The following is a 24,618-nucleotide window of genomic DNA, read 5'->3' on the forward strand; positions in this document are numbered from 1 at the left end:
CGTTAACGACGGCCATGCTGTAAGTGCGAAGGAATAATCGCCGTCGGATCACCGGCCTGTCGCCGCCTCGTGCGGCAGGAGAGGGGACGGCCGGGGAGTCGCATCATGTTGTCTGCGGGGATCCGCCAGTATCGCAATCTGGCACTGGAGTTTCTCGGCTATATGCTGCTGATGTTCGGCATCGGCTGGCTGATGGTGATGATCGTCGCGGTGAAGCCGCAGGCGAATGCCGTTGCCTATATCGCGCTCAGCCTTGGCACCGGCCTGTTGTGCGGGGGGCACGCCTTTCGCATGTTCCGCCGCTACCGCGTGTTCCGCCGCCGTGCTGCGGAGCGCAAGGCGATGGAGCGTCCGCGCCACTGGTCCGACCGTATCGCCGCAGCGGAAACCGTCCGCGCCCGTGAGACGCTGCGCGCCCGGCTGGGGGTGGAGGATGTCTCCCCGGAGCTGCAGGCGATCCGGCTGCGCATCGCCGAGCGCATGGCCCGTGAGGATCGCGAGCGCGAGGAGTTCGAGCGCGCCGAACGCGAAGAACTGGACCGCGCCCGGATTGAGCGCGCGCGCATTCTGCGAATCAAGGCAGAGACGCTGCAGCGTAGCCGCTGACGGCGTGCCTTCTGCCGCCCCTTTGTCACGGGTCATCGCGCTGACTGCTGACGCGCTGGACGGTGCAGCCCTTGTTCACCTGCGCCCGGTCACGCGGAGGCGGTGAGAACGGGGCGACACCGGGGAATATGGCCATGGGCCCTTGCCGTGGCGATGGCTGCGCCGATCGCCCATGCGCAGGTGCAGCCGACGCCAGCGCCCACAGTGCAGGCGATCCCCGGCGTGCTGCCCGAGCGCTTTCGTCTGCCGGGCACGCCCGAGCCGACGCCGACTCCAACGACCACCGCAACACCCGGTCCGCTCGTAACGCCGGTGACGGTGCCGACGCAGTCGCCCCGTCCGAGTCCGACAGCGGCGCCCAAACCGCGCAGTACGGCAACACCGCGTCCGACCGAGTCGCCGACACCCGCGCCGACATCTTCGCCGGTGCAGGTGGCGCCGGTCTTGCCCACACCAACGCCAACGCCTTCACCTGTCGCCCCAGTGCCGGCTCCGGCTTCGTCGCCGGAAATCTGGCCCTGGCTCGCCGGCGCTGCGTCTTTGCTGGTGGTGTTCGCGGCAGGATGGCTGCTGGTGCGCCGTCGCAGTGGCACGGGCGAGGAGGAGGAGGAGGACGAACCGGCGGCGCCTGTCGAGCCTGTCGCTATCGCACCGCCGCCGGCTGCTGCGCAGGGCGATCCCCTCGCCATTTCCTTGGCCAGTGCGCGCATCCAGTTCGCGGCCGATGTCGTGGCGATCGATCTGGAACTGGAACTCACCAACCCACAGACGCAGGCGGCTGAGGGGATTCGCCCGGCGCTCGCGCTCGTCAGCGCCAGTCCGGATCAGGATCGCTGGTGCGCGGCTTTCCATGCCGGGCCGCCGCCGCAGAGCGAGGCCGGCCCGATCGATCTGGGCCCGGGCATGCGCATCCGTCTGCCGGCGCGGCTCACGCTGCGGCGCGATCAGCTCCATGTGGTCCAGCTCGGCAATCGGCCGATGTTCGTGGCAATGCTGATGCTTGATCTGCGCTGGCGCTCGGGGCTCAGCATTCGCCGTTTTGGCGTCGACTTCCTGCTGGGAAGTGCGGGGCAGGGGACGAAACCGGGCCCGATCTGGCTCGACCGGCCGCCTCCCGCTGCGCTCGCCGCCAGCCGCTATCGCGCGCAAGCAAGGGCATAGCCGCAAATGAAAAGGGGCGGCCCGTCGCCGGACCGCCCCCTTCGTGTTTCCGTGCCTGTAAAGGCCAGGAAGCTTACTTGATTTCGACGGTCGCGCCGGCTTCTTCAAGCTGCTTCTTGATCTTCTCGGCTTCGTCCTTCGACACGCCTTCCTTGACGGGCTTCGGCGCGCCTTCGACCAGCGCCTTGGCTTCGGTCAGGCCGAGCGAGGTGATCGCGCGGACTTCCTTAATGACGTTGATCTTCTTGCCGCCGTCGCCGGTCAGGATGACGTCGAATTCGGTCTTCTCTTCAGCGGCCGGAGCAGCGGCGCCACCGCCCGCACCCGGAGCCGCAACGGCCACGGCAGCGGCGGCCGAAACGCCCCACTTTTCTTCGAGGAGCTTCGAGAGCTCGGCGGCTTCGAGAACGGTCAGCGCGGAAAGCTGGTCGACGATTGCGTTGAGGTCAGCCATGTTAAACTCCAATCAATTCAAAAGTTTCGGAATAAAATAAACGTCGCTTGATGCCGAAGCTCAGGCAGCCTGCTTCTCGGCGTAGGCCGAAAGCACGCGCGCGATCTGCGCGGCCGGTGCCTGGGCGATGGTTGCGAGCTTGGTCGCGGGCGCTGCGATGAGCCCCACGAGCTTGCCACGCAGTTCGTCCAGCGACGGCAGCGAAGCCAGTGCCTGCACGCCCGCCGCATCCAGCAGCAGCCCGCCCATCGCACCACCGACGATCTCGATCTTGTCGGTCGTCTTGGCGAAGTCCGAGACCACCTTGGCAGCAGCCACGGGGTCGACGGAAGTGGCGAGCGCCGTCGGACCCGTCAGCAGGTCCGCGAGCACCGCATAGTCGGTGCCCTGAGCGGCGATCTTGGCAAGGCGGTTCTTCGCGACCTTGTAGCTCGCACCGGCTTCGCGCATCTTGTTGCGGAGGTCCGTCGACTGCTTGACGGTCATCCCGAGGTTGCGGGTGATAACCACCACGCCAACCTCGCCAAAGGTGCGGTTCAGCTCGGCAACGGCGTCGGCCTTCTGGGAACGATCCATGCCGGTCTCCTCATACATGAGGCAGCCCCCGCAAAGGGGATGCCCCGGTTACGACCCATCGAAATGGGCCAGGCTCAATTGTCCGAGGGGAAGGATCGTCACGAGGCCGGGGATATATCCCTGGGCGTGACCCGGAACGCTTCGGACCAAACGCAGACGCGCAGGTGAAGCCGCCGGAAAATTCTGTCCCCGTCTAGGCGAGGGATTAAGACCGGCATATTCCGGTCACTCGCTGTCTCGGACGGTTTCCTCCCGAAAGAGGAAGCGCGCTCATAGACGATTTCGTGCGCGAGTCAATGCGGCGTGTACGAGGTTCATTCAGGGCGCTTGTCGCGGTGCGGCATCTTTACCGCATATCCCGATTGACTCCGCCCGGCCCACCGGCCAAGGCTTGGCGCGTCGATGCCGGGCGACCGGCATGGGCATGCGCGGGAGAGAATCCGGTTCGCCGGATCGCCGAAGGAGCAACCGCCCCGGAATCTCTCAGGCACCGAGGACCGCGCAGGCCACGACACTCTGGAAAGCGAGCCGGCCCCTGTGGCCAGGTTCCACCGAAGGGGTAAGCCGGCGCGCCGGCGAAAGCTCTCAGGTTCCGTGACAGAGGGGGCGATGGTGCAGGTCGGGCGAGCGCGCCCGGGCGTGCCATTGAACCCCTGATGCGCGGAGTGCCTGATGTCCGATACCGTCGAAGAAGCCCTTGCCGGCGATACCCCGATCGAGACGCTGCCGCTCGACGCCTGGCACCGCGCGCGCGGTGGCCGCATGGTGCCGTTCGCCGGCTATGCGATGCCCGTCCAATATGAAGGCATCATGGCCGAGCATCTGTGGACGCGCGAGCATGCCGGGCTGTTCGACGTCAGCCATATGGGCCAGCTGCTCTTTTCGGGCGTAGATTTCGACGCAGGGCTGGAGAAGCTGCTGCCGGGCGATGTGAAGGGCCTGGGCGAGGGCCGGATGCGCTATTCGCTGCTGCTCAGCGAAGAAGGCGGCATCCATGACGATCTGATGATGACTCGCCTGCCGGCCGACAACGCTTTCGAGATTGAGGGCGGCACGATCTACATGGTCGTCAACGGTGCGACCAAGTGGGACGATCTGGGCGTGTTCCGCGAATTCCTGCCCGACGAAGTGACGATCAACCATCTGGAAGACCAGGCGCTGCTGGCGCTGCAGGGGCCGGAGGCGGTGACCGCGCTCGCCCGCGTGCTGCCGGGCGTCGAGAAGCTGGTGTTCATGACCGCGGGTGCGTTCGAGTGGAACGGCAACCCGCTCTGGGTGAGCCGGTCGGGCTATACCGGCGAGGACGGGTTCGAAATCTCGCTGCCGGGCGAGGCCGCCGAGGCGCTTGCCGACCTGCTGACTGCACAGCCCGAAGTGAAGCCGATCGGCCTGGGTGCGCGCGACTCGCTGCGCCTGGAGGCCGGTCTGCCGCTCTATGGCCATGACCTCGACCTGGAGACCACGCCGGTCGCTGCCGATCTCGGCTTCGCGCTGTCCAAGCGCCGCCGCGAGGAGGGCGGGTTCGCCGGCGCCGGGCGCATTCTCGCCGAGCGTGAGCAGGGCAGCGCCATGAAGCGCGTCGGCCTGATCGTCGAGGGCCGCCAGCCGGTGCGCGAAGGGGCGGCCGTTGTCGATGCCGCGGGCGCGGAAGTCGGCAAGGTCACGTCGGGCGGCTTCGCGCCGAGCGTGCAGAAGCCGATCGCCATGGCCTATGTGCCGTCGGCCCTTGCAGCGGCCGGCACCAAGATTACGCTTGTCCAGCGGGGCAAGCAGCATTCCGCGGAGGTCGTTGCGATGCCCTTCGTACCCCACCGCTATGTCCGAAAGGGAGCGTGACATGAGCCGTTATTTTACCGAAGATCATGAATGGATTGATGTCGACGGCGACATCGCGACGGTCGGCATCACCGAATATGCCCAGAGCCAGCTCGGCGACATCGTGTTCGTCGAAGTGCCCGACGAGGGCAAGGAATTCGCCAAGGGCGACGATGCCGCGGTCGTGGAGAGCGTGAAGGCGGCATCCGACGTGTACGCACCGGTTGCGGGTACGGTGATCGAAGGCAATGCCGACCTCGCCGATAACCCTGCGCTGGTGAACGAGGATCCCGAAGGCGACGGCTGGTTCTTCAAGATGACGCTGGCCGACACCAGCGAACTGGAAGAACTGATGGACGAGACCAAGTACCAGGCCTTCGTCGCGAAGCTGTGATCTGACTCTCCCCCTCCCGCTTGCGGGAGGGGTTAGGGGAGGGGGTGGCAGCCGCCAGTCCTTCCCGCAGAACTTTCAGCCCCTCCCCCGACCCCTCCCGCAAGCGGAAGGGGAGAAGAGGGAAGAAGGAACAACGATGCGCTACCTGCCCCTTACCCCGGCCGACCGTCAGGCGATGCTTGGCACGATCGGCGCCCAGTCGATCGACGATCTGTTCGTCGACGTGCCCGAAAGCGCCCGCCTCAGCGGGCCGATCGCCGGCCTGCCGATGCACGCATCGGAGCTCGCGGTCGAACGCCACATGACCGCGCTCGCGCGCAAGAACCTGGCGGCCGGCGAGGCGCCGTTCTTCCTGGGGGCAGGGGCCTATCGCCACCATGTGCCGGCCTCGGTCGACCACCTCATCCAGCGCGGCGAGTTCCTCACCGCCTACACGCCCTACCAGCCGGAAATCGCGCAGGGCACGCTGCAGATGATGTTCGAGTTCCAGAGCCAGATCGCCCGGCTGCTGGGTTGCGACGTCGCCAACGCCTCGATGTACGACGGCTCGACTGCGTGCTGGGAAGCGATCACCATGGCTCGTCGCGTCACCAAGCGCGGCAAGGCGATCCTCTCGGGCGGCCTGCACCCGCATTATGTCTCGGTCGCCAAGACGATGGCGCGCTTCACCGGCGACCAGCTGGTGACCTCGCTGCCGACGTTCAGCCCCGAGCCCGACACGCTCGACCTCATCAACGCGATCGACGCCGACACTTCCTGCGTCGTCGTCCAGTATCCCGACATTCTCGGCCGCATCGAGGACATGTCGGCACTTGCGGACGCCTGCCACGCCAAGAAGGCGCTGCTGATCGCCGTGGTCACCGAGCCGGTGGCGCTGGGGGCGATCAAGGCGCCGGGGGAGATGGGCGCGGACATCGTCGTCGGCGAGGGCCAGTCGCTCGGCGTCGGCCTGCAGTTCGGCGGGCCCTATGTGGGCCTGTTCGCCTGCTCGGAAAAGCTGGTCCGCCAGATGCCGGGCCGCCTCTGTGGCGAAACCGTCGACGCCAGCGGCAAGCGCGGCTTCGTGCTGACGCTCTCCACCCGCGAGCAGCATATCCGCCGCGAAAAGGCGACGTCGAACATCTGCACCAGCTCGGTGCTGTGCGCGCTCGCCATGTCGGTACACATGACGCTGCTGGGCGAGAAGGGCCTGCGCCAGCTCGCCGAATTGAACCATGTCGGCGCCAGCGCCGCCGCCGATCGTCTGGCGGAAGTGAATGGGGTCGAGCTGGTCACCGACCGGTTCTTCAACGAATTCACCCTGAAGCTGTCGAAGGAAGCGCGCCCCGTCGTCCGCCAGCTGGCCGACAAGGGCATCCTGGCCGGCGTGTCGCTCGGCCGGCTGTACCCGGGCGTCGGGGAACTGCAGAACGGCCTCGTCGTCGCGGTCACCGAAACCACCACGGAGGAGGACGTCGAGACGCTTGCCTCCGCACTCGAGGAGGTGCTGGCATGAGCACGATCAATCCGTCGGGCTGGCGCCCCACCACGCCGGAGGGCGGCGAGAGCGCCGAGGCGACCTTCACCGGCAACCGCGCGCTGATGCTGGAAGAGGCGCTGATCTTCGAGATTGGTTCGGCCGACACCACCGGCGTCGATTTCGCGGAAGCCCCCGCGGGCAAATCGCGCCTGGGCGGCATGGAGCGCAGCAAGGCGATCGGCCTGCCGGGCCTGTCAGAGCCGGAAGCAGTGCGCCACTATACCCGCCTCAGCCGCCAGAACTATGCCATCGACCTTGGCCTGTTCCCGCTGGGCAGCTGCACGATGAAGCACAATCCGCGCCTCAACGAGCGGATGGCGCGCCTGCCGGGCTTCGCCGACATCCACCCGCTCCAGCCGGTCGATACGGTGCAGGGCGCGCTGGAGGCGATCGACCAGCTCGCGCACTGGCTGATCACGCTCACCGGCATGCAGGCGGTGGCGATGAGCCCCAAGGCCGGCGCCCACGGCGAGCTGTGCGGCGTGCTGGCGATCCGCGCTGCGCTCGACGCCAAGGGCGAGACCGCGCGCCGCATCATGCTGGTGCCGGAGAGCGCGCACGGCACCAACCCGGCGACGGCGGCCTTTGCAGGCTTCGCGGTGGAGGACATCCCCGCGACTCCGGAAGGCCGGGTCGACGTGGCGGCGCTCAAGGCGCGGCTGGGGCCGGACATTGCCGGCGTGATGATCACCAACCCGAACACCTGCGGGCTGTTCGAGCCGGACCTGAAGGAAATCTCCGACGCGGTCCATGCCGCGGGCGGCTATGTCTATTGCGACGGTGCCAACTTCAACGCGATCGTCGGCCGGGTGCGCCCGGGCGACCTCGGCGTCGATGCGATGCACATCAACCTGCACAAGACCTTCTCCACCCCGCATGGCGGCGGCGGCCCGGGTTCGGGTCCGGTGGTGCTGTCGGCGGCGCTGGCGCCCTATGCGCCGCTGCCGTTCGTCGAGAAGACCGAGAGCGGCTATCGCATCGTCGAGGAAGAGAATGCCGAGGAGCATCATGCCGGCACCTTCGGCCGGATGACCGCCTTCCACGGCCAGATGGGCATGTTCACCCGCGCGCTGACCTATATCCTCAGCCACGGTGCCGACGGCCTGCGCCAGGTCGCCGAGGATTCGGTGCTCAACGCGAACTATGTGCTGCGTTCGATGGAGGATGTGCTCGACGCGCCCTTCGCCAAGACCGGCCCGTGCATGCATGAGGCGATCTTCAGCGACAAGGGCCTGCCCGAGGGCTTCTCGACCATCGACATCGCCAAGGGGCTGATCGACGAGGGCTATCACCCGATGACGGTGTATTTCCCGCTGGTCGTCCACGGCGCGATGCTGGTCGAGCCGACCGAGACCGAGAGCAAGGCGGCGCTCGACCAGTTCATCGGCGCGTTCCGCTCGGTCGCCGCGCGCGCCCGCAACGGCGAGCCGGCGCTGAAGGCCGCGCCGCACTTCGCGCCGCGTCGCCGGCTCGACGAGACGCTGGCCGCGCGCAAGCCGGTGCTGGCGTACAAGGACGCTGCGCCGGCCGAAGCAGCGGAATAAACGAAGAGGTATAACCGGGCGGGGGAAACTCCCGGGTCGCAGACGCCGGTCGGACGTGGAAGCGTTCGACCGGCGTTTTGCGTTGTGGTCAGGCAAAGCTCCACGCGCCGCTGCGACCTTGGGTGACGCCTGCAGGGAGCTGTTCATACCCACCATTCGCCTGGCCCGGGCTATTGCGATCGCCGCCACGGGCCTGCATAAAAGTCTTCGCCCGTTGCGCTGCAGTCGGGCCGCGCGTGGGTGAGCGACGGGAGTGACGAGCCGTCGTCGATCCTCCCGCGTGTTGCCGGAACCTCTCCTTCGGAAAGTCTCTCGATGCGTTTGATCGCCTGCTGCCTCTTGGCTTCCATCACCGCCAGCACGGCGACCGCGCAACAAAAGCCGGCGGTGACGGCCGCCGACTATACGCGCGCCATGCACCAGTTGAGCCCGTGGACGGCGCCGCTGGTCGACCATGCGGTGCGCTCGGCGCATTGGATAGACGCGCGGCACTTCTGGTATGTGGACATGGACCATGGTGTGCCGACGATCATGCTGGTCGACGCGACCAAGGGCACCAAGGCACCGGCCTTCGAGGCGAATGCGCTGCGGGAATCGCTGCATGCGGCCGGGCTCAAGGCACCGGACCCCACGAAACTGTATATCGAGGGGTTTGAACCGGATCTCGAGAAGAACACGGCAGTCCTGAGCGTTGGTGGCAAGCGGTATGTTTGCGCCATGGCGCAGCCCTATGGTTGCAGGGAATCGACTGCGCCGAACGCAGGGCAGATTGCAGGCTATCTGGCCCGGCGCGGTCCTGCCGAGGCGGTGCTCTCCCCGGACGGCAAGCGCGCGGCTTTCGTGCGCGACTGGAATCTGTGGGTCCGGGACATGCGCACCGGGGCGGAGCGGCAGCTGACGACCGATGGCGTAAAGGATTTCGGCTACGCGACGGACAATGCGGGCTGGAAGCATTCGGATCAGGCGATCGTGATCTGGTCGCCTGACTCGAGGAAGCTGGCGACTTTCCAGCAGGATCAGCGTGCGGTGGCCGACTTCACCACCACGACGACGCAGGTTGGCCACTCGAAGACGGATACGTGGAAGTACCCGTTTGTGGGCGACAAGGAGATCATTCGCATTCAACGCGTCATTGTCGATGTGGACAATGCGCAGGTGATCCGTTTGAAAATGCAGCCGGATCTGCACCGGTCTTCGCTGTGCGACGATGTGGTGTGCGGTGACGGTCCGCAGGACATGCAATGGTCGAAGGACGGCAAGACGCTCGCCTTCGTGTCGACTTCGCGCGACCACAAGGTGGAGACGGTACGCATCGCCGACGCGAGCAGCGGTGCAGTGCGCGACGTTTTCACCGAAACCGTGCCGACCTGGTTCGACAGCGGCTACAACGACGAAGAAATCAACTGGCGCTACCTGTCGGAGCGCGGTGAGATCCTCTGGTGGTCGCAACGCGACGACTGGGGCCATTATTATCTGTACAACGCAAGCACCGGGAAGCTCGTGCGGCAAGTTACGCAGGGGCAGTGGAACGTCGACCACCTGGTCTATCTCGACGAGCGTTCGGGCAAGATGCTGGTCGCCGGTGTCGGGCGGGAGCCGGGCGTCGATCCCTATTACCGCAGCATCTATGCCCTCAACCTCAAGGGCGGCAAACCCAAGCTGCTGACGCCCGAGCAGCAGGACCATATCGCCATCCCGTCGAGCGATGGGCGCTACTTCGTGGACATCTACTCGACGCCGCAAGAGCCGCAGACCGCGGTGCTGCGCCGTGCGGACGGATCGGTTGTCGAGGCGCTGGCGAAAGGCGATGTGACGCGACTGCGGGCAGCGGGCTGGCAGGCGCCGGAGAGCATTGCCGTTCAGTGCAGCGACGGCAAGACTTTGTGCTACGGCCTGCTGTTCAAGCCGGCGGGGCTCGATCCGCAGCGCAAATATCCGGTGATCGACTATATCTATCCGGGCCCGTTCATGGGGACGATCGCCTCGCGGCAATTCTCCCCGTCGATGGGGGATGCGGGTGCGCTGGCGCAGCTGGGCTTTGCCGTGGTGGAGATTGACGCGCTGGGAACGCCGCGTCGGTCGAAGACCTTCCAGGACTTCTACTATCACGACATGGGTAAGCAGGCCGTTCCCGACCAGGTCAGCGGTATCAAGGATCTGGCCAAGCGGAATCCCTGGATGGACATCGACCGCGTGGGCATCTGGGGGCATTCGGGCGGCGGCAATGCGACCGCGGCCGCGATGTTCCTCTACCCCGACTTCTTCAAGGTCGGGATCGCCGAGAGTGGAAACCACGACAACCGCAATTATGAGGACGATTTCTACGAAAAGTATCTCGGCTTGCTGGAGACCAACGGGAGCAAGACGAACTACGACCTGCAGGCCAATCAGGACATTGCCCGGAACCTGAAGGGCAAGCTGCTGCTCGCGCACGGCATGCTCGATGACAATGTGCCCGTTTCCTCGACGCTGCTGGTGGTCGATGCGCTGGAGAAGGCAAACAAGGATTTCGATCTGGTCCTGTTTCCGCGCGCACATCACGGCTACGGCGATCAATCCAATTACATGATGCGGCGCCGCTGGGATTATTTCGTCGAGAATCTGATGGGAGCGACGCCGCCGAAGGAGTTCAAGATCGGGAGGCCGGGCGCCGGCGAGTGAAGTCGCGCAGGCCGAGGGCAGGCGGAGTGCCGCGTTAAACAGCGCGGTCCGCGGAAGCGCACTGCGGATTTCGATCGGCGGATTTTCGGGGCGGCGAGTGGATGACGTTGGCGTCGGTCCTGCAGGATTTTGACCCCACCGCAGTTCGCCCTATGTTGCGCCGCGTCGCCTCCGGGGATTCGCATGCATTTCGATACGCCGCACCTGATCCGTTACGGCATCACCGCATTGATCGTGGGCGTGGTGCTCGCGCTCCGTCTGCGCCGCATGTCGAAGCTGCGCCCGCTCACGCTGGAGAGACTGTGGATCGTGCCTGCGCTGTACAGTGTCGTCGTCGTCCTGCTGTTCCTCCGCGGCACACCGAGCCTTGCCGGTTGGGGGCTGTGCGGGGGCGCGCTGGTGGTCGGTGCGGCGCTGGGCTGGCAGCGCGGCAAGATGATGCACCTCACCGTCGATCCGGAAACGCACCAGCTCAACCAGAAGGCGTCGGTCGGCGGCCTGCTGTTCATCGTGGTGCTGTTTGCCCTCAAGATGGCGGGGCAGGCGGAAGGTCCGGCGCTGCACCTGAACCTCGCGCTGCTGACCCAGGCTTTCGGGGTGATGGCGCTGGGGCTGTTCACGGCGATGCGGGTGGAAATGTATCTGCGGGGCAGACGCCTGATCGCCGCCGCCCGCGGACTGGCGTGAGCGATCGCGACCGGGCGTGGCTCGCGCCGCCGGAGGGCGCGCGGCGGCACGCGCCGGCCACACTGCGCAATCGCGAACCGATCGCGGCAGTGCTGGCGGAGGTTCTTCCCGGGGCAGGTCAGGTGCTGGAAGTGGCCAGCGGCAGCGGCGAGCATTGCGCGGCCTTCGCCGAGCGTTTCCCCACACTCGACTGGCAGCCGAGCGATCCCGACCCCGAGGCGCTCGTCTCGATCGCGGCATGGTGCGAGGGGCTGGGGAATGTCCGCCCGCCGCTTGCCCTCGATGCCGCGGCTGCAGAATGGCCCGTGTCTGCTGCGGATGCGCTGCTCTGCATCAACATGGTGCATATCAGCCCCTGGGAAGCGACGCTCGGCCTGATGGCCGGGGCGGGGCGATTGTTGCCGCCGGGCGCGCCGCTGATCCTGTATGGTCCTTATCGTCGCGCTGGCGTGCCTACCGCAGCGTCGAACGAGGCGTTCGACCGGTCGCTCAAGTCGCGTAATCCCGCATGGGGGCTGCGCGACCTGGAGGCGGTGGAAGCGGCCGCGGCAGCCGAAGGGCTGGCGTTCGACCGGCTGGTCGAGATGCCGGCGAATAATCTTATAGTGGTGTTTCGTCGTAGCTGATGTGCTCGCGCGCCAGCTTGTGCTCGCGCCACACAATGTAGAGGCCGCTGGCGATGATGACCGGGGCGCCCAGCCAGGTCGCCGTCGTCGGCAGCGCGCCGAACAGCAGCCAGCCATAGAGTGTCGCCCAGATCAGTCCCGAATAATCCATCGGCACCACGGTAGAGACCGGCGCGTAGCGCATGGCGCCCGTAAGCGCGAGTTGCCCGACGCCGCCGACCAGCCCGGTCGCGATCAGCAATGCCCATGTAACCGCGTCGTGCGTGCGCAAATGGAAGAGATAGAAGACGCCGAGTACCGGCACCGACAGCAGCGAGAACCAGAAGACGGTGGTGCCGGAGCTTTCGGTGCGGCCGATCTGGCGCAGCGTAATCGCCACGATGGCGACGAACAGCGCCGCGAGCAGCCCGACCACGGCCCCGAACAGCGGTATCGCCTCGCCGCCCGGATGGACGACGATCAGCACGCCGGCAAAGCCCAGGATGACGGCGCCCCAACGGTGCCAGCCGGTCGGCTCGCCCAGCACCAGGGCGCCCAGCAGCGTGGCGAAAATCGGCACCGTGAACTGGAAGGTCTGCGCCTCGGCCAGCGGCAGCAGGATGACCGCGCCGAAGGTGAAGATCATGCCCGTCAGGCCGATGGCCGTGCGCCAGACATGGGCGCTGAAGCGCTGCGTGCGGAGCGAAGCCAGACCGGGGCCCATCGCTACCCACAGCGTGACCAGCGGCACCGCCCAGAACTGGCGGTGGAACATGCTTTCCACCAGCGTGGCGCCGTGTGCTTCGGCCAGCTTCACCAGTGCCGACATGGTTGACAGGCAGGCGATGGCAAACAGCCGCAGCGCAAGCCCCTTCATCACACGGTCGGATCGCTCGTTCGCCACGAGGACCGGGTTAGGGATGCTCGCGCCGGGCAGCAACCCGTTTGATGGGGAGACGCCGGGCATTGCCGGCGCCTCCCCATGCGCATCAGCGCAGGTCGAGCATCACCACCGACTTGGACGGCAGCGTCACCGTCAGCGTATCGCCGGAAAGGCTGGCGCCGGTAAAGGCGGCCGGTTTCACGGCATCGGGTGCGTCGAACGTGTTGTGTGCATCCATCGCCGGGGCGGTCAGGATGCGGCCGCTCACCTGGCTACCGGCAACGCCTTCCAGCTTTACCGTCACCGTAGCGGGCGCATTCGGATCGACATTGGTCATGCCGATATGGATGACGCCGTCGGTGCCGCGGACGGCACTGGCGCTCACGGCCGGCAGCGTCCACTGGTTCTTGTTGTACCAGCGCGACTTCACTTCGACCGGGAGCACAGTGCCGTCCTGATAGGCCTTGTACAGGTCGAACGCCCAATAGGTTGGGGTGCGGACCATCTTGGCGCCGTCGGTCAGCAGCATCGACTGCAGCACATTGACCATCTGGGCGATGTTGGCGCCGCGCAGGCGATCGGTGTGGCGGGCGAAGATGTCGAAGTTCAGGCTGGCGACCAGCGCGTCGCGCAGCGAGTTCTGCTGATAGAGGAAGCCGGGGTTGGTGCCGGGTTCGACATCGTACCAGGTGCCCCATTCGTCGACGAGCAGTGCGACGCGCTTGGCGGGATCATATTTGTCCATGATCGCCGCATGGCGCGTGACATATTCGTCCATCTTCAGTGTCTTGGCGAGCGTACGTGCCCAGGCATCCTCGTCGAAACCGGTGGCGGCGCCCTTCTTCGACCAGTCGTATGGAATGGTGTAGTAATGCACGCCGATGCCGTCGAAGGAGCCGCTGGCCTTGCGCATCATCACGTCGGTCCAGTTATAGTCGGCCGCATTGGCGCCGCTGGCGATCTTCATCAGCTTCTGGCCTTCGGGCACCTTGACGAAGGTGGAATAGCGGCGCGTCACGTCGGCCGCATATTCCGGCTCCATATTGCCGCCGCAGCCCCACAGTTCGTTGCCCAGGCCGAACATGGTGAGGTTCCATGGCTTGGCGCGACCGTTGGCGGCGCGCTCCTTGGCCAGGCTGGAGCCGGTGGGCGAGGTCATATACTCGACCCATTCGGCCATTTCGAACGGCGGGGCGGAGCCGACATTGCCCGAAACATAGGGTTCGGCGCCGATCAGTTCGCTATAGTCCATGAATTCATGGGTGCCGAAGGCATTGTCCTCGGTCACGCCACCCCAGTTGGTGTTGATCTTCACCTTGCGCTTGGCGCGCGGGCCGATGCCTTCGCGCCAGTGATATTCGTCAGCGAAGCAGCCGCCGGGCCAGCGGACCACCGGCACGCGCAATTCGCGCAGCGCATCGACGACATCCTTGCGATAGCCCTTGATGTTCGGAATCTTGCTGTCGGTACCGACCCAGATGCCGCCATAGATGCCGTGGCCGAGATGCTCGGCAAACTGGCCGAACAGGTGCCGGTCGAACTTCGGCGCCGGCCGGTTGCCATGGACGATCACCGTTTCCTGGGCGCGCACGCCGGAAGCAAGACCGAGCCCGGCAAGGACAGGCAGCAAGGCGTGGAGTAGCGGACGAGTTTTCATTCTTGGCCCCGAACTTGTGGCGGGCAGGAAGCGCCCCGCGCGTTGTTGGTAAACCGAGCGGCGCGCGGGCGGCAAGAAAAATTACTCAGACTTATTGTTGCGCGGACGTGCGTGTCTCCGCGAGGATGCGGGCCACCACCGGCGCCAGCGCGCTGCGCCAGGGCTGTGCCCGATAGCCGAAGTCGTGCGCGAAGCGGCTGCAGTCGAGCCGCGAATTGGCCGGGCGCCGGGCGGGGGTGGGGTAGGCGCTGGTAGGAATGCCGGAGACGCTGGCAGTCGGGCCGCCATGCTTCTCGCTCTCGGTGAAGATAGCGCGCGCGAAATCGGCCCAGTCGGTCTCGCCTGCACCGGCGAAATGCCAGGTACCGCGCGACGCGCCATGCTGCTGCCAATGGGCGATGACGGCGAGGATCGCGCCGGCAATGTCGAGCGCGGAACTGGGGCAACCACGCTGGTCTTCGACCACGCTGAGACTGTCGCGTGTCTCCGCCAGCCGCAGCATGGTCTTCACGAAATTATGGCCGAACGGACTATACACCCAGGCGAGGCGGACAATGGCGTGGTCGGCACCCGAAGCCCGCACCGCTTCCTCGCCCGCCAATTTGGTGGCGCCATAGACGCCGAGCGGGCCGGTCGGATCGTCTTCGCGCCAGTGGCGATCGAGGCTGCCGTCGAACACATAATCGGTCGAAAGATGCACCACCGGGGCGCCGATCCGTGCCGCAGCGCGGGCCAGCACGCCGGGGGCCTCGCCATTCACGGCCATGGCGAGGTCGGGTTCACTTTCCGCCTTGTCCACCGCCGTATAGGCTGCGGCGGATACGACCAGATCGGGATGGACACGCGCCACCGTCGCCTCGATCGTCTCTGGCCTGGCGAGATCCAGTCCCGGCCGCGCGGCGAAGACCAGTTCATGGCCCTGCGCGACTTCGGCAAGGCTCCGCGCGACCTGGCCGTCGCGTCCGGTGATCAGGATGCGCATCAGGCCGTCTGGCCCAGCCGCTCCCCGGCATATTTGCCGGATCGAATCGGCTCCCACCACCATGCATTGTCGAGATACCAGTCGATCGTGCGCGTGATGCCGGTTTCGAAATTCTCCTCGGCCTTCCAGCCGAGTTCGGTTTCCAGCTTGGTTGCGTCGATCGCATAGCGGCGGTCATGGCCGGGTCGATCGGCGACGAAGGTGATCAGTTCGCGGCGCTTCTTGCCGTCGGCCAGCGGCACGCGCTGGTCGAGCAGGTCGCAGATCGTCTCCACCACTTGCAGGTTGGTCCGCTCATTGCGGCCGCCGACATTATAGCTCTCGCCGATCCGTCCCTTGGCGGCGATGGTCGCCAGCGCCTTGGCGTGGTCATCGACATACAGCCAGTCGCGGACATTCTCGCCCTTGCCATAGACGGGCAGCGGCTTGCCTTCGAGCGCGTTGAGGATGGTTAGCGGGATGAGCTTTTCCGGGAAGTGGAACGGCCCGTAGTTGTTCGAGCAGTTGGACAGCACGACCGGCAGGCCATAGGTATGGCCCCAGGCGCGGACCAGATGGTCGCTCGCCGCCTTCGATGCCGAATAGGGGGAGGAGGGGGCGTAGGGCGTTTCCTCGGTGAAGATGCCGCTGTCGAACGGCAGATCGCCGAACACTTCGTCGGTCGAGATATGGTGGACGCGGAAGCTGTCGCGCTTCTCGCCTTCCAGCCCACGCCAATAGTCAAGCGATGCCTGAAGCAGCCGGAAGGTGCCGACGACATTGGTCTCGATGAACGCGCCGGGGCCGTCGATCGAGCGATCGACATGGCTTTCGGCGGCGAGGTGCATCACCACATCGACCTGCTCTTCGCGCAGCAGCGGCAACACCGTGGCGATGTCGCCGATATCGGCCTGAAAGAAGCGGTAGTTGGGCGCATTCTCGATCGCAGTCAGCGACGCGAGATTTCCGGCATAAGTCAGCTTGTCGAGATTGATGACGCGCGCGCCCTGGCGAACGAGGTGGCGCACCACGGCCGAGCCGATGAAGCCGGCGCCCCCGGTGACGAGAAAGGTCTGCATCGCTCAGCCCTGGTAGAAGAAGGGAGTGTTGAAGCTGGCGAAGGGTGGCGCCTCCGCGTCCTTCGCCGAAAGGACCGGCTCTACGCCAATGTCCGGCCATGCGATGGCGAGGTCGGGGTCGTTCCAGTGGATCGCCATTTCGTCGTCCGGCGCATAGCGGGCGCTGACCTTGTAGAGAATCTCCGTGTCCGGCGCGAGCGTCATGAAGCCATGGGCAAAGCCCTTGGGGATCAACACTTGATTCCATTTTTCGGCCGAGACCTCCAGCCCCGCCCACTGGCCATAGGTGGGCGAGCCGCGCCGGATATCGACCGCGACATCAAAGATTGCGCCACGCAGCACCCGCACCAGTTTTGCCTGGGCAAAGGGCGGCGCCTGCAGGTGCAGCCCGCGTACCGTGCCCGGCTGGGCGGAGAAGCTCTGATTGTCCTGCACCCAGCGGACGTCGACACCCTCGGCGTCAAGCACCGACTGTTTGAACACTTCGGAAAAGAAGCCGCGATGGTCGCCATGCTTGGGTGGCGTCAGTTCCATCAGCCCCTTGAGCGGGAGGTGGCGCACCTCGGTCATGCCGCCTGCACCCGCTTGCGCAGATAGTCGGCATAGCCGGTCTTGCCCAGGCCGGCGGCCCGGCGCAGCAGGTCTTCCGCGCTCAGCCAGCCCATTTCATAGGCGATCTCTTCCGGGCAGGCGATCTTCACGCCCGTGCGGTGTTCGAGCGTGCGGACGAAGGCGCCGGCCTCGTGCAGGCTGTCATGCGTGCCAGTATCTAGCCAGGCATAGCCGCGCCCGAGCCGCGTGATCTTCAGGTCGCCGCGCTCCAGATAGGTGCGGTTGACGTCGGTGATTTCCAGTTCACCCCGCGCCGAAGGGCGGATCGAGCGGGCGATGTCGACCACGTCCTGATCATAGAAATAGAGGCCGGTTACTGCCCAGCTGGATTTGGGCTGGGCGGGCTTTTCCTCGATGCTGGTGGCGATACCCGTGTCGGGATCGAAGCCGACGACGCCGTAGCGCTGCGGATCGTCGACATGATAGGCGAACACATTCGCACCGCCCTTTGCCGCCTCTGCCGCGGCCGCCTGGCAGCGCTCGCCCATCTTTTCGCCATGGTAGATATTATCCCCCAGGATCAGCGCACTAGGGCCGCCGCGCACGAAGTCCGCGCCGATGATAAAACTCTCGGCCAGTCCGTTGGGCGCTGCCTGCTCGGCATAGCTGAGATTGATCCCGAAGGCCGACCCGTCGCCCAGCAGCGCCTGGAACAGGGGCAGGTCGCGCGGCGTGGAAATGACCAGAATGTCGCGGATACCCGTCAGCATCAGCACCGACAGGGGATAGAAGATCATCGGCTTGTCATAGACCGGCAGCAACTGCTTCGAGATCGACAACGTCGCCGGATACAGGCGGGTGCCGCTGCCGCCCGCCAGAATAATCCCCTTCATCAAACCCCCTTCGCTCAACCCCGGCGCGGGCCCGCCATGCGGCAGGTTCGCCACCGCCTATCAGAATGCGTTGGAATGTACGATCACCCGCAGCGTCTTCACCAGGATCGTCACGTCGCGCCAGATGTCCCAGCCGTCGATATATTCCATATCCGCCTGCAGCCGGTTGACCAGATCGGCGCGCTTGTCGGTGGCGCCGCGAAAGCCGCGAATCTGGGCAAGGCCGGTCATGCCCGGCTTCAGCGAATGGCGATGCCAATAGCGCTCATCGATTTCCCAGAAATAGTGGTCGGCAGCGCGCGAGCCGAGCGCGTGGGGGCGCGGCCCTACCACGCTCATGTCGCCGCGCAATACGTTGATGAGCTGCGGCAGTTCGTCGATGCTGGTGCGGCGAATGAACCGGCCGACCCGCGTGATGCGCTGGTCGTCGCGGCTGGCCGATACGGTGCCGTTGGCGTCGCACTGCGCGACGCGCATCGAGCGGAACTTCAAAATCTTGAACAGCCGGTTGCCGCGGCCGACGCGGTCTTGCGCGAACAATACCGGTCCCGGCGATTCCAGCCGGATCGCGATCGCCACCAGAACCATCAGCGGTGCCAGCACCATCAGCGCGGGCAGGGTGATCGCCAGGTCCAGCGCACGCTTCTTCGCGCGGTTCGGCATGCTGAGCGGGCCTTGCGACACGATCAGCGTATCGCGCCCGCCATAGCTGTCGACGCCGATCGCCCCCAGCGCGCGGAACTGCGGCACCAGTATCTCGCCCTTGATGTTCATCCCCTTGAGCAACAGCGCCCAGACGGCGCGGCGCTCTTCGGTACAGGCGACGACGACGCGGTCGAACCCCATCACCGTGTTGCCCAGCCGCTGCAGCATCTGCGGATCGCGCGGGTTGGGGGAAAGGTTGACGATCCGCGCGTCGAGCGCGACCGCGCCTTCCGCCACGTCCATCGCCACGCCGTCGACGATCACCAGCTCGTCGAGCAATCTGCCGCCGGTCATCCGGCGCACATGGCTGCGGAACACCAGTCTTTCGGCCGCAATCAGCAGGAGCGCGCAGAACGCACCGGCGACGAGTTGCGCGCGCGACAGCGGCAGTTCGGTGGTCAGGAGATAGCTGCCCAGCAATATGACCAGGATCGCAAAGAAAAAGGCGGAAAGAATGCCTTTGATGCCGCTCAGCGGATAGCGCAGCGCGTGGATGGAGTAAGTGCCGCTGGCGATCGCGATGCCCAGCGTGATCGGCAGCACGAAAAAGCCGACATTGACACCCGCCAGCGAAAGCCAATGCCCCTCGCGTACCGAGGCGGCGAGGCAGAATCCCAGCAGCACGGCAATACCGTCCAGCACTACCAGCTCGATATAGAGCATCAGCCGCAGCAGTGACTTGCGCCACAAGGTGCGCGGCGGGTTAGGAACCGTGGCGTGAACATCCGCCCTTCGCTGCGCCTCGAACGCGCTTTGTGCTTCAAAAGCGTTCATAGCCTTGCCGGATTCCCTCAACGGAATAAACGCATTTTCAGCGGCCGAGTCGGTTCGTTGCATCGCACCATAGCCCTCCCCCCACAGCCATAATACCTGCCAGCGCGACCAGCGGGTCTGATTTCGGGACGAAGAAGGGTTAATTAAAACAGTGCTTTGATCCGGATTTTTGCGGCAATCCACACCCGTTTGCCGCGCCCGGAACTCCTTCGCGCCGAAGTCGGTTCTCTAGGGAAATTAAATTAAACTGTGAATAACAAAGATAAGTTAATTGGCGCACGTGGCTGTCTGTGGACGATGGCGCACAATAGCCATGGTGGCCGTCGGCCAAGAGCCGGCCTTGCCACTACAGTGCCGCGCCGCTGATGTACGCGGATCTATGATGCTGGCGCGAACATGACGTCCTCCCGGAACACAGGCGCGTCGTCGCGATGCGAAGCTACGCCACCTTGCGTTAACAGCGAACATACCGAGATTATGTTCCATGGCCAATGCGACGGGCTATGTGAATTCGGCGCCGATCTGCGTGTTCTGGAAATGCTCCTGAAACAGCAATTTAGCTAGGTAGTAGCGCGGGTGTTAACCATTAACTCGTAGTTTACCAAACTACGACAAGATCGCCTGCGAATGACCCTGTCGGAGGCTGTGTCCCATCATGATACGCGATGATCTGCAGGCGCGCCTGCGAAGCGCCCTTGCGGCCGGAGCCACGGCCGAGCGCGAAAGCGCCCTGCGCGAATCGGGGGTGCAGGCACTTTCGGCGCTGCTGGCGGTCCACCGCATCGGGGTAACGCCCGAGCAGTTGCGCCATGAACTCGGTCATGCCGGACCGGCCACCGCCGACGATCTTATCCGGCTCGCCAAGCGCCATCACGGCGTGCGGGCCAAGGCGGTCGAGGTGCCGCGCGGCGCGCTTGCCCGGCAGCCGTTGCCGGCGATGGCGGAGGGGCCGGAGGGCTGGTTCCTGATCGGCGGTCTGACCGAACATGGCGTCATCATCCAGCGTGCCGGACAGGTCCCCGAACAGGTTGACCGCGAGGGACTGGATGCGCTGTGGTCAGGCACGTTGATCCTGCTCACCACCCGTGCGGTTGCCGCGCCGGGCGCGCGGTTCGGCTTTGGCTGGTTCGTGCAGCAGATGCAGCGCTATCGCCGCCTTCTGCTGGAAGTGCTGGGCATCACCTTCGCGCTCAACCTGCTGGGCCTTGCCGCGCCACTCCTATTTCAGAGCGTAATCGACAAGGTGCTGATCCACAACAGCATGAGCACGCTGAGCGTGCTTGCCTTCGCCTTCCTCGCGGTGTCGATCTGGGAAGTGGCGCTGGGCTGGATCCGCACCCGCATCTTCACCGAGACGGCGCAGAAGATCGACGTGGAACTGGGCGCCCGCCTGTTCCGCCATCTGCTCGCGTTGCCGCTCGACTATTTCGAGAAGCGCCGCGTCGGCGACACCGTCACTCGCGTCCGCCAGCTGGAGACGATCCGCGAGTTCCTGACCAACGCCTCGCTCAGCGTAATGATCGACCCGCTGTTCACGGTCGTGTTCCTCGCGGCGATGCTGTTCTATTCGCCGATGCTGTTCGGCATCGTGCTCGTGTCGCTGGTTGCCTATGCGGCGGTATCGTTTGCCGTGGCTGGTCCGCTGCGGGCGCGGGTGAACGACAAGTTCGAGAAGAGCTCGGCCAGCAACGCGCTGCTCGTCGAAAGCGTCGCCGGCATTCACACCATCAAGGCAACCGCGGTCGAGCCGCACTGGCAGAACCGCTGGGAGCACCAGCTCGCCGCCTATACCGCCTCGTCGCAGCGGCTGATCAACGTCGCCAACACGGGCAGCCAGGCGATCGAGCTGATCTCGAAGCTGAGCTTCGCCGCGATCCTGTTCTTCGGCGCGCAGGCGGTGATCGGCGGGGCGATGACGGTCGGTGCGCTGGTCGCGTTCAACATGTTCGCCCAGCGCGTCGCCGGGCCGGTGGTCCGCATGGCGCAGCTGTGGCAGGACTTCCAGCAGGTCCGCATCGCGATCGAACGGCTGGGCGACGTGATGAACCATCCCGTTGAACCGCGTCCCGCCTCGGCCGCCACCCTGCCGGTGCTGCGCGGGGCGATCCGGTTCGAGAATGTCAGCTTCCGCTACAATGAAGACACGCCGCCGGTGCTGAGCGACATCACCATCGATATTCCGGCGGGGTCTTCGCTGGGGATCGTCGGTTCCTCCGGCTCGGGCAAATCGACGCTGGCCAAGCTGCTCCAGCGGCTGAATACGCCGGACATCGGACGGGTGCTGGTTGACGAAGTGGATGTCGCCCAGCTCGATCCCGCCTGGCTGCGCCGCCAGATCGGCGTGGTGCTGCAGGAGAATCTGCTGTTCAGCCGCACGATCCGCGAGAATATCGCGCTGTCCAACCCCGCCATGCCGTTCGAGCGGATCGTCGGCGCGGCGACGCTGGCGGGTGCGCACGACTTCATCCTGCGTCAGCCGCGCGGGTATGACACCGAGATCGTCGAGCGCGGCGTCAACCTGTCGGGCGGCCAGCGCCAGCGGCTCGCCATTGCCCGCGCGCTGGTGAGCAACCCCCGCATCCTCGTGTTCGACGAGGCGACCTCCGCGCTCGATGCCGAGAGCGAGGAGCTGATCCAGACCAACCTGCGCGCCATTTCGGCCGGGCGCACCATGGTCATCATCGCCCATCGCCTGTCGGCGGTGCGTGCCTGCGACCGGATCATCACGCTGGAACAGGGCCGGATCGTCGAAAGCGGGCGGCATGAGGACTTGCTGCGCCTGGGCGGCCGCTATGCCGACCTGTATCGCCGCCAGAGCGGCCTTGGGGAGATTGCCGCATGAACGCGGTCGTTCCGTTCGACGCCGCCCAGCGCGGCCGTGGCTTGCTGCGCCCGCTGATCGGGCATCGCGAGCGCGACTACGACACCGAATTCCTGCCCGCCGCGCTCGAGATCGTCGAGCGGCCGGTGTCGCCGACCGCGCGCATCACTGGCCGGGTGATGCTGGTCGGCCTGGCCGCGACCGGGCTGTGGCTCACCTTCGGCAAGGTCGAGGTCGTCGCCCCCACCGAAGGCCGGATCGCCCCGGTGGGCGAGACCAAGATCGTCCAGTCGCCCGAAAGCGGCATCGTCCGCCGCATCCTGGTGGGCGAGGGGCAGAAGGTGCAGAAGGGCCAGGTGCTGATCGCGCTCGATCCCACCGTCTCCACTGCCGAGGCCGAACAGGCGCGCGTCGCCCTGCTAAGCGCCGAACTGGAAGTCGCGCGCAACACCGCGGTGATCGACGCGCTCGACGGCAAGGGCTTCCGCTTCGTCGCGCCCGACGGTGCGACGCCGGCCGATGTCGAAACCAATCGCGGCCTCGCCCGCGCCCGGCTGAGCCAGATCGAGGCGATGGCGGCGAGCGGCCGTTCGGACAGCGGCGCTGCCGCCTCCGCTTCGGCCGAGGCGCAGGCACAGGTCCGCAAGCTCGAACAGTCGCTGCCGCTGCTCGAACAGCAGATCGCCGCGAACGAGACGCTGGCCGCCAAGGGCTATGTCTCCAAGCTGCGCGTCGTCGAAATGCGCCGCCAGCTCATATCCGAGCGCCAGGATCTCGCCGCCGCCCGCGCCAGCGTGTCGCGGCTGGCCCAGCAGTCCCGCAGCACCGCCAGCGGATCGCTCAAGTCACGCGAAGAGGCACGCGCCGCGATCCTGCAGGATCTGGTCAAGGCCGAGGACGATGTCCGCGCCCGGCGCGAGGAACTCGCCAAGGTGACGCTGCGCAGCTCGTTCCGCGAACTGCGCGCGCCGGTGTCCGGCACGGTGTCGCAGCTCAGCGTCCATACCGAAGGCGGCGTGATCGAAGGCGCCAAGCCGCTCCTGTCGATCGTGCCCGACAATGCCCGGCTCGAAGCCGAGGTGATGATCCAGAACCGCGACATCGGCTTCGTCCGCACCGGCATGCCGGTGAAGGTGAAGCTCCAGGCCTTCCCCTATACCCGCTACGGCATGATCGGCGGCACGGTGACGGCAATCGCGCCCGAGGCGGTACAGGTGAAGGAAGGCCAGCCGCCCGCCTACAAGGCGCGCATCGCGCTGGACCGCAGCTATATCACCGCCGACGGCGCAAAGATTCCGCTGCGCCCGGGGCTGCTCGCCTCGGCGGACATCGTCACCGGCAAGCGGACGCTGCTCAGCTATCTGGTCGGTCCGGTGCTGGAAACGGGGACCGACGCGCTGCACGAGCGGTGAGCGGGTTCTTTCCCTCCCCTCCCTGCAAGGGAGGGGCCGGGGGTGGGTCCGCCGCCGCAGGCGGCGGGTCTCGCTGTCGGCGAAGATGTAGATTCTTTGAAGCGCGCAGACGCGCGCACCCACCCCAACCCCTCCCTTGCAGGGAGGGGCCTCACCCCCCGCGCACCAGCGCGCGCTGGACGAACAGGTAATTGTCGCGGTCGATATCGGCCAGCGCATAGCCGATGCTGCGCAGCGCGCGGATCGTCCGGGCGACCTTCAGCGTCGAGGTGGGGCTGTCGAATTCGACGCAGAACAGGGTGGGGCGGATATTGTCGCGCACCATGCTGTCGATGATTTCCTTCCAGGCGCCTTCCACATCCACCTTCAGCAGGTCGATATGGTCATGGCCCAGCTTGGCCATGATCGTCGCCAGCGTCATGCATTCGGCCTTCACCGATTCACCCGTGAGGTGGACGTTCTTGACCGAGAGGTTGATCACCCCGTCGGCCGGCATGAAGAATTCCAGCGTGGTATTCTCGCTCCACACGCCGATCGGCAGGAAGGTCAGCCGGTCGCGCGGATAATCGAGCATGTCCATATAGGCGACGGCATTGGGCGTGGGATCGAACGACCAGACCCGGCAACCGCTCTCGGCCAACTTCAGGTCGAACGACGCCTCGACGCCGACGCCCACGCAATAGCAGATCATGTCGCGTTGGATTGCCGTGGCCGGCACCCGCCACGCGCCATGGTTCTTGCCCATCGTCACGATCGGGTCGGTCTTCACGGTGCGATACAGCGCCGGAATCAGGTGGCGCGCGGCGTGCTTGTTGAGGCCGTTGTACAGGCGGCGGAGATTTCCCCGGATGTTCAACTG

At 65.9% G+C, this 24,618-nt stretch carries 21 protein-coding genes and 1 riboswitch; of the genes, 11 read left to right on the plus strand and 10 right to left on the minus strand.

What is annotated here, in order from left to right:
- Positions 1-105: 105 nt before the first annotated feature.
- Positions 106-606 (plus strand): hypothetical protein, encoded by a 501-nt coding sequence (locus tag ACT53M_RS11170; RefSeq protein ID WP_476233404.1) that lies wholly within the window; start codon positions 106-108, stop codon positions 604-606.
- Positions 607-759: 153 nt separating this feature from the next.
- Positions 760-1,767 (plus strand): hypothetical protein, encoded by a 1,008-nt coding sequence (locus tag ACT53M_RS11175; protein WP_476233406.1) that lies wholly within the window; start codon positions 760-762, stop codon positions 1,765-1,767.
- A 73-nt stretch (positions 1,768-1,840) separates the two neighbouring features.
- On the opposite strand, the gene rplL is transcribed toward ACT53M_RS11175, so the two are convergent.
- Both rplL and rplJ read right to left on the minus strand, forming a co-directional pair.
- Complete coding sequence (gene rplL, locus ACT53M_RS11180) at positions 1,841-2,221, minus strand: 50S ribosomal protein L7/L12 (protein ID WP_476228874.1); 381 nt, start codon at positions 2,219-2,221, stop codon at positions 1,841-1,843.
- 60 nt (positions 2,222-2,281) lie between these two features.
- Entirely contained in the window at positions 2,282-2,797 is a 516-nt protein-coding gene (gene rplJ, locus ACT53M_RS11185) for a 50S ribosomal protein L10 (RefSeq protein WP_476228875.1), read from the minus strand.
- 419 nt (positions 2,798-3,216) lie between these two features.
- A riboswitch (glycine riboswitch) is annotated at positions 3,217-3,307 on the plus strand.
- A gap of 162 nt (positions 3,308-3,469) precedes the next feature.
- Here rplJ and gcvT point away from each other — a divergent pair.
- The 7 genes from gcvT to ACT53M_RS11220 all read left to right on the plus strand — a co-directional run bounded on the left by gcvT (position 3,470) and on the right by ACT53M_RS11220 (position 12,043).
- Complete coding sequence (gcvT, locus tag ACT53M_RS11190; RefSeq protein WP_476233407.1) at positions 3,470-4,633, plus strand: glycine cleavage system aminomethyltransferase GcvT; 1,164 nt, start codon at positions 3,470-3,472, stop codon at positions 4,631-4,633.
- Position 4,634: 1 nt separating this feature from the next.
- Positions 4,635-5,006, plus strand: coding sequence for a glycine cleavage system protein GcvH (gene gcvH / locus ACT53M_RS11195; protein WP_476233408.1), 372 nt, complete (start codon positions 4,635-4,637; stop codon positions 5,004-5,006).
- Between the two features lie 136 nt (positions 5,007-5,142).
- The gene (gcvPA, locus tag ACT53M_RS11200) at positions 5,143-6,501 is read left to right on the plus strand and encodes an aminomethyl-transferring glycine dehydrogenase subunit GcvPA (RefSeq protein ID WP_476233410.1); all 1,359 of its coding nucleotides are present in this window, start codon (positions 5,143-5,145) and stop codon (positions 6,499-6,501) included.
- Positions 6,498-8,069: an aminomethyl-transferring glycine dehydrogenase subunit GcvPB gene (gene gcvPB, locus ACT53M_RS11205; protein ID WP_476233411.1), complete on the plus strand. Its 1,572-nt coding sequence runs from the start codon at positions 6,498-6,500 to the stop codon at positions 8,067-8,069. Before gcvPA ends, gcvPB begins: the two co-directional genes overlap by 4 nt.
- A 315-nt stretch (positions 8,070-8,384) precedes the next feature.
- Positions 8,385-10,730: a S9 family peptidase gene (locus ACT53M_RS11210; protein ID WP_476233412.1), complete on the plus strand. Its 2,346-nt coding sequence runs from the start codon at positions 8,385-8,387 to the stop codon at positions 10,728-10,730.
- A 183-nt stretch (positions 10,731-10,913) separates the two neighbouring features.
- A complete protein-coding gene (locus ACT53M_RS11215) occupies positions 10,914-11,417 on the plus strand; it encodes a CcdC protein domain-containing protein (protein ID WP_476233413.1) in 504 nt (167 codons plus the stop codon).
- A complete protein-coding gene (locus tag ACT53M_RS11220) occupies positions 11,414-12,043 on the plus strand; it encodes a DUF938 domain-containing protein (RefSeq protein ID WP_476233414.1) in 630 nt (209 codons plus the stop codon). Before ACT53M_RS11215 ends, ACT53M_RS11220 begins: the two co-directional genes overlap by 4 nt.
- Here the strand turns inward: ACT53M_RS11220 and ACT53M_RS11225 are convergent.
- The 7 genes from ACT53M_RS11225 to ACT53M_RS11255 form a co-directional block, all read right to left on the minus strand.
- Positions 12,018-12,926: a DMT family transporter gene (locus tag ACT53M_RS11225; protein ID WP_476233416.1), complete on the minus strand. Its 909-nt coding sequence runs from the start codon at positions 12,924-12,926 to the stop codon at positions 12,018-12,020. The genes ACT53M_RS11220 and ACT53M_RS11225 overlap by 26 nt on opposite strands.
- 85 nt (positions 12,927-13,011) lie before the next feature.
- Positions 13,012-14,562 (minus strand): alpha-N-arabinofuranosidase, encoded by a 1,551-nt coding sequence (locus tag ACT53M_RS11230; protein ID WP_476233417.1) that lies wholly within the window; start codon positions 14,560-14,562, stop codon positions 13,012-13,014.
- Positions 14,563-14,653: 91 nt separating this feature from the next.
- Positions 14,654-15,544, minus strand: coding sequence for a dTDP-4-dehydrorhamnose reductase (rfbD, locus tag ACT53M_RS11235; RefSeq protein ID WP_476233420.1), 891 nt, complete (start codon positions 15,542-15,544; stop codon positions 14,654-14,656).
- Positions 15,544-16,602 carry a dTDP-glucose 4,6-dehydratase gene (rfbB, locus tag ACT53M_RS11240; protein WP_476233422.1) on the minus strand — a complete coding sequence of 353 codons (1,059 nt, stop codon included), beginning with the start codon at positions 16,600-16,602 and terminating at the stop codon, positions 15,544-15,546. Before rfbB ends, rfbD begins: the two co-directional genes overlap by 1 nt.
- 3 nt (positions 16,603-16,605) lie before the next feature.
- The gene (gene rfbC, locus ACT53M_RS11245) at positions 16,606-17,172 is read right to left on the minus strand and encodes a dTDP-4-dehydrorhamnose 3,5-epimerase (protein ID WP_476233424.1); all 567 of its coding nucleotides are present in this window, start codon (positions 17,170-17,172) and stop codon (positions 16,606-16,608) included.
- Complete coding sequence (gene rfbA, locus ACT53M_RS11250) at positions 17,169-18,047, minus strand: glucose-1-phosphate thymidylyltransferase RfbA (protein ID WP_476233426.1); 879 nt, start codon at positions 18,045-18,047, stop codon at positions 17,169-17,171. The genes rfbC and rfbA overlap by 4 nt, the downstream gene beginning before the upstream one ends.
- A gap of 60 nt (positions 18,048-18,107) precedes the next feature.
- Entirely contained in the window at positions 18,108-19,526 is a 1,419-nt protein-coding gene (locus tag ACT53M_RS11255) for an exopolysaccharide biosynthesis polyprenyl glycosylphosphotransferase (RefSeq protein ID WP_476233428.1), read from the minus strand.
- A gap of 655 nt (positions 19,527-20,181) precedes the next feature.
- Here ACT53M_RS11255 and ACT53M_RS11260 point away from each other — a divergent pair.
- Both ACT53M_RS11260 and ACT53M_RS11265 read left to right on the plus strand, forming a co-directional pair.
- On the plus strand, positions 20,182-22,368 hold the full coding sequence (locus ACT53M_RS11260; RefSeq protein WP_476233430.1) for a type I secretion system permease/ATPase: 2,187 nt from the start codon (positions 20,182-20,184) through the stop codon (positions 22,366-22,368).
- Positions 22,365-23,759 carry an HlyD family type I secretion periplasmic adaptor subunit gene (locus ACT53M_RS11265; protein ID WP_476233432.1) on the plus strand — a complete coding sequence of 465 codons (1,395 nt, stop codon included), beginning with the start codon at positions 22,365-22,367 and terminating at the stop codon, positions 23,757-23,759. The genes ACT53M_RS11260 and ACT53M_RS11265 overlap by 4 nt, the downstream gene beginning before the upstream one ends.
- Positions 23,760-23,910: 151 nt before the next feature.
- Here the strand turns inward: ACT53M_RS11265 and ACT53M_RS11270 are convergent, their stop codons facing one another.
- Complete coding sequence (locus ACT53M_RS11270) at positions 23,911-24,615, minus strand: FkbM family methyltransferase (protein WP_476233433.1); 705 nt, start codon at positions 24,613-24,615, stop codon at positions 23,911-23,913.
- Between the last annotated feature and the right edge of the window lie 3 nt (positions 24,616-24,618).

The sequence above is a fragment of the Sphingomonas sp. DMC6 genome, assembly GCF_056314225.1.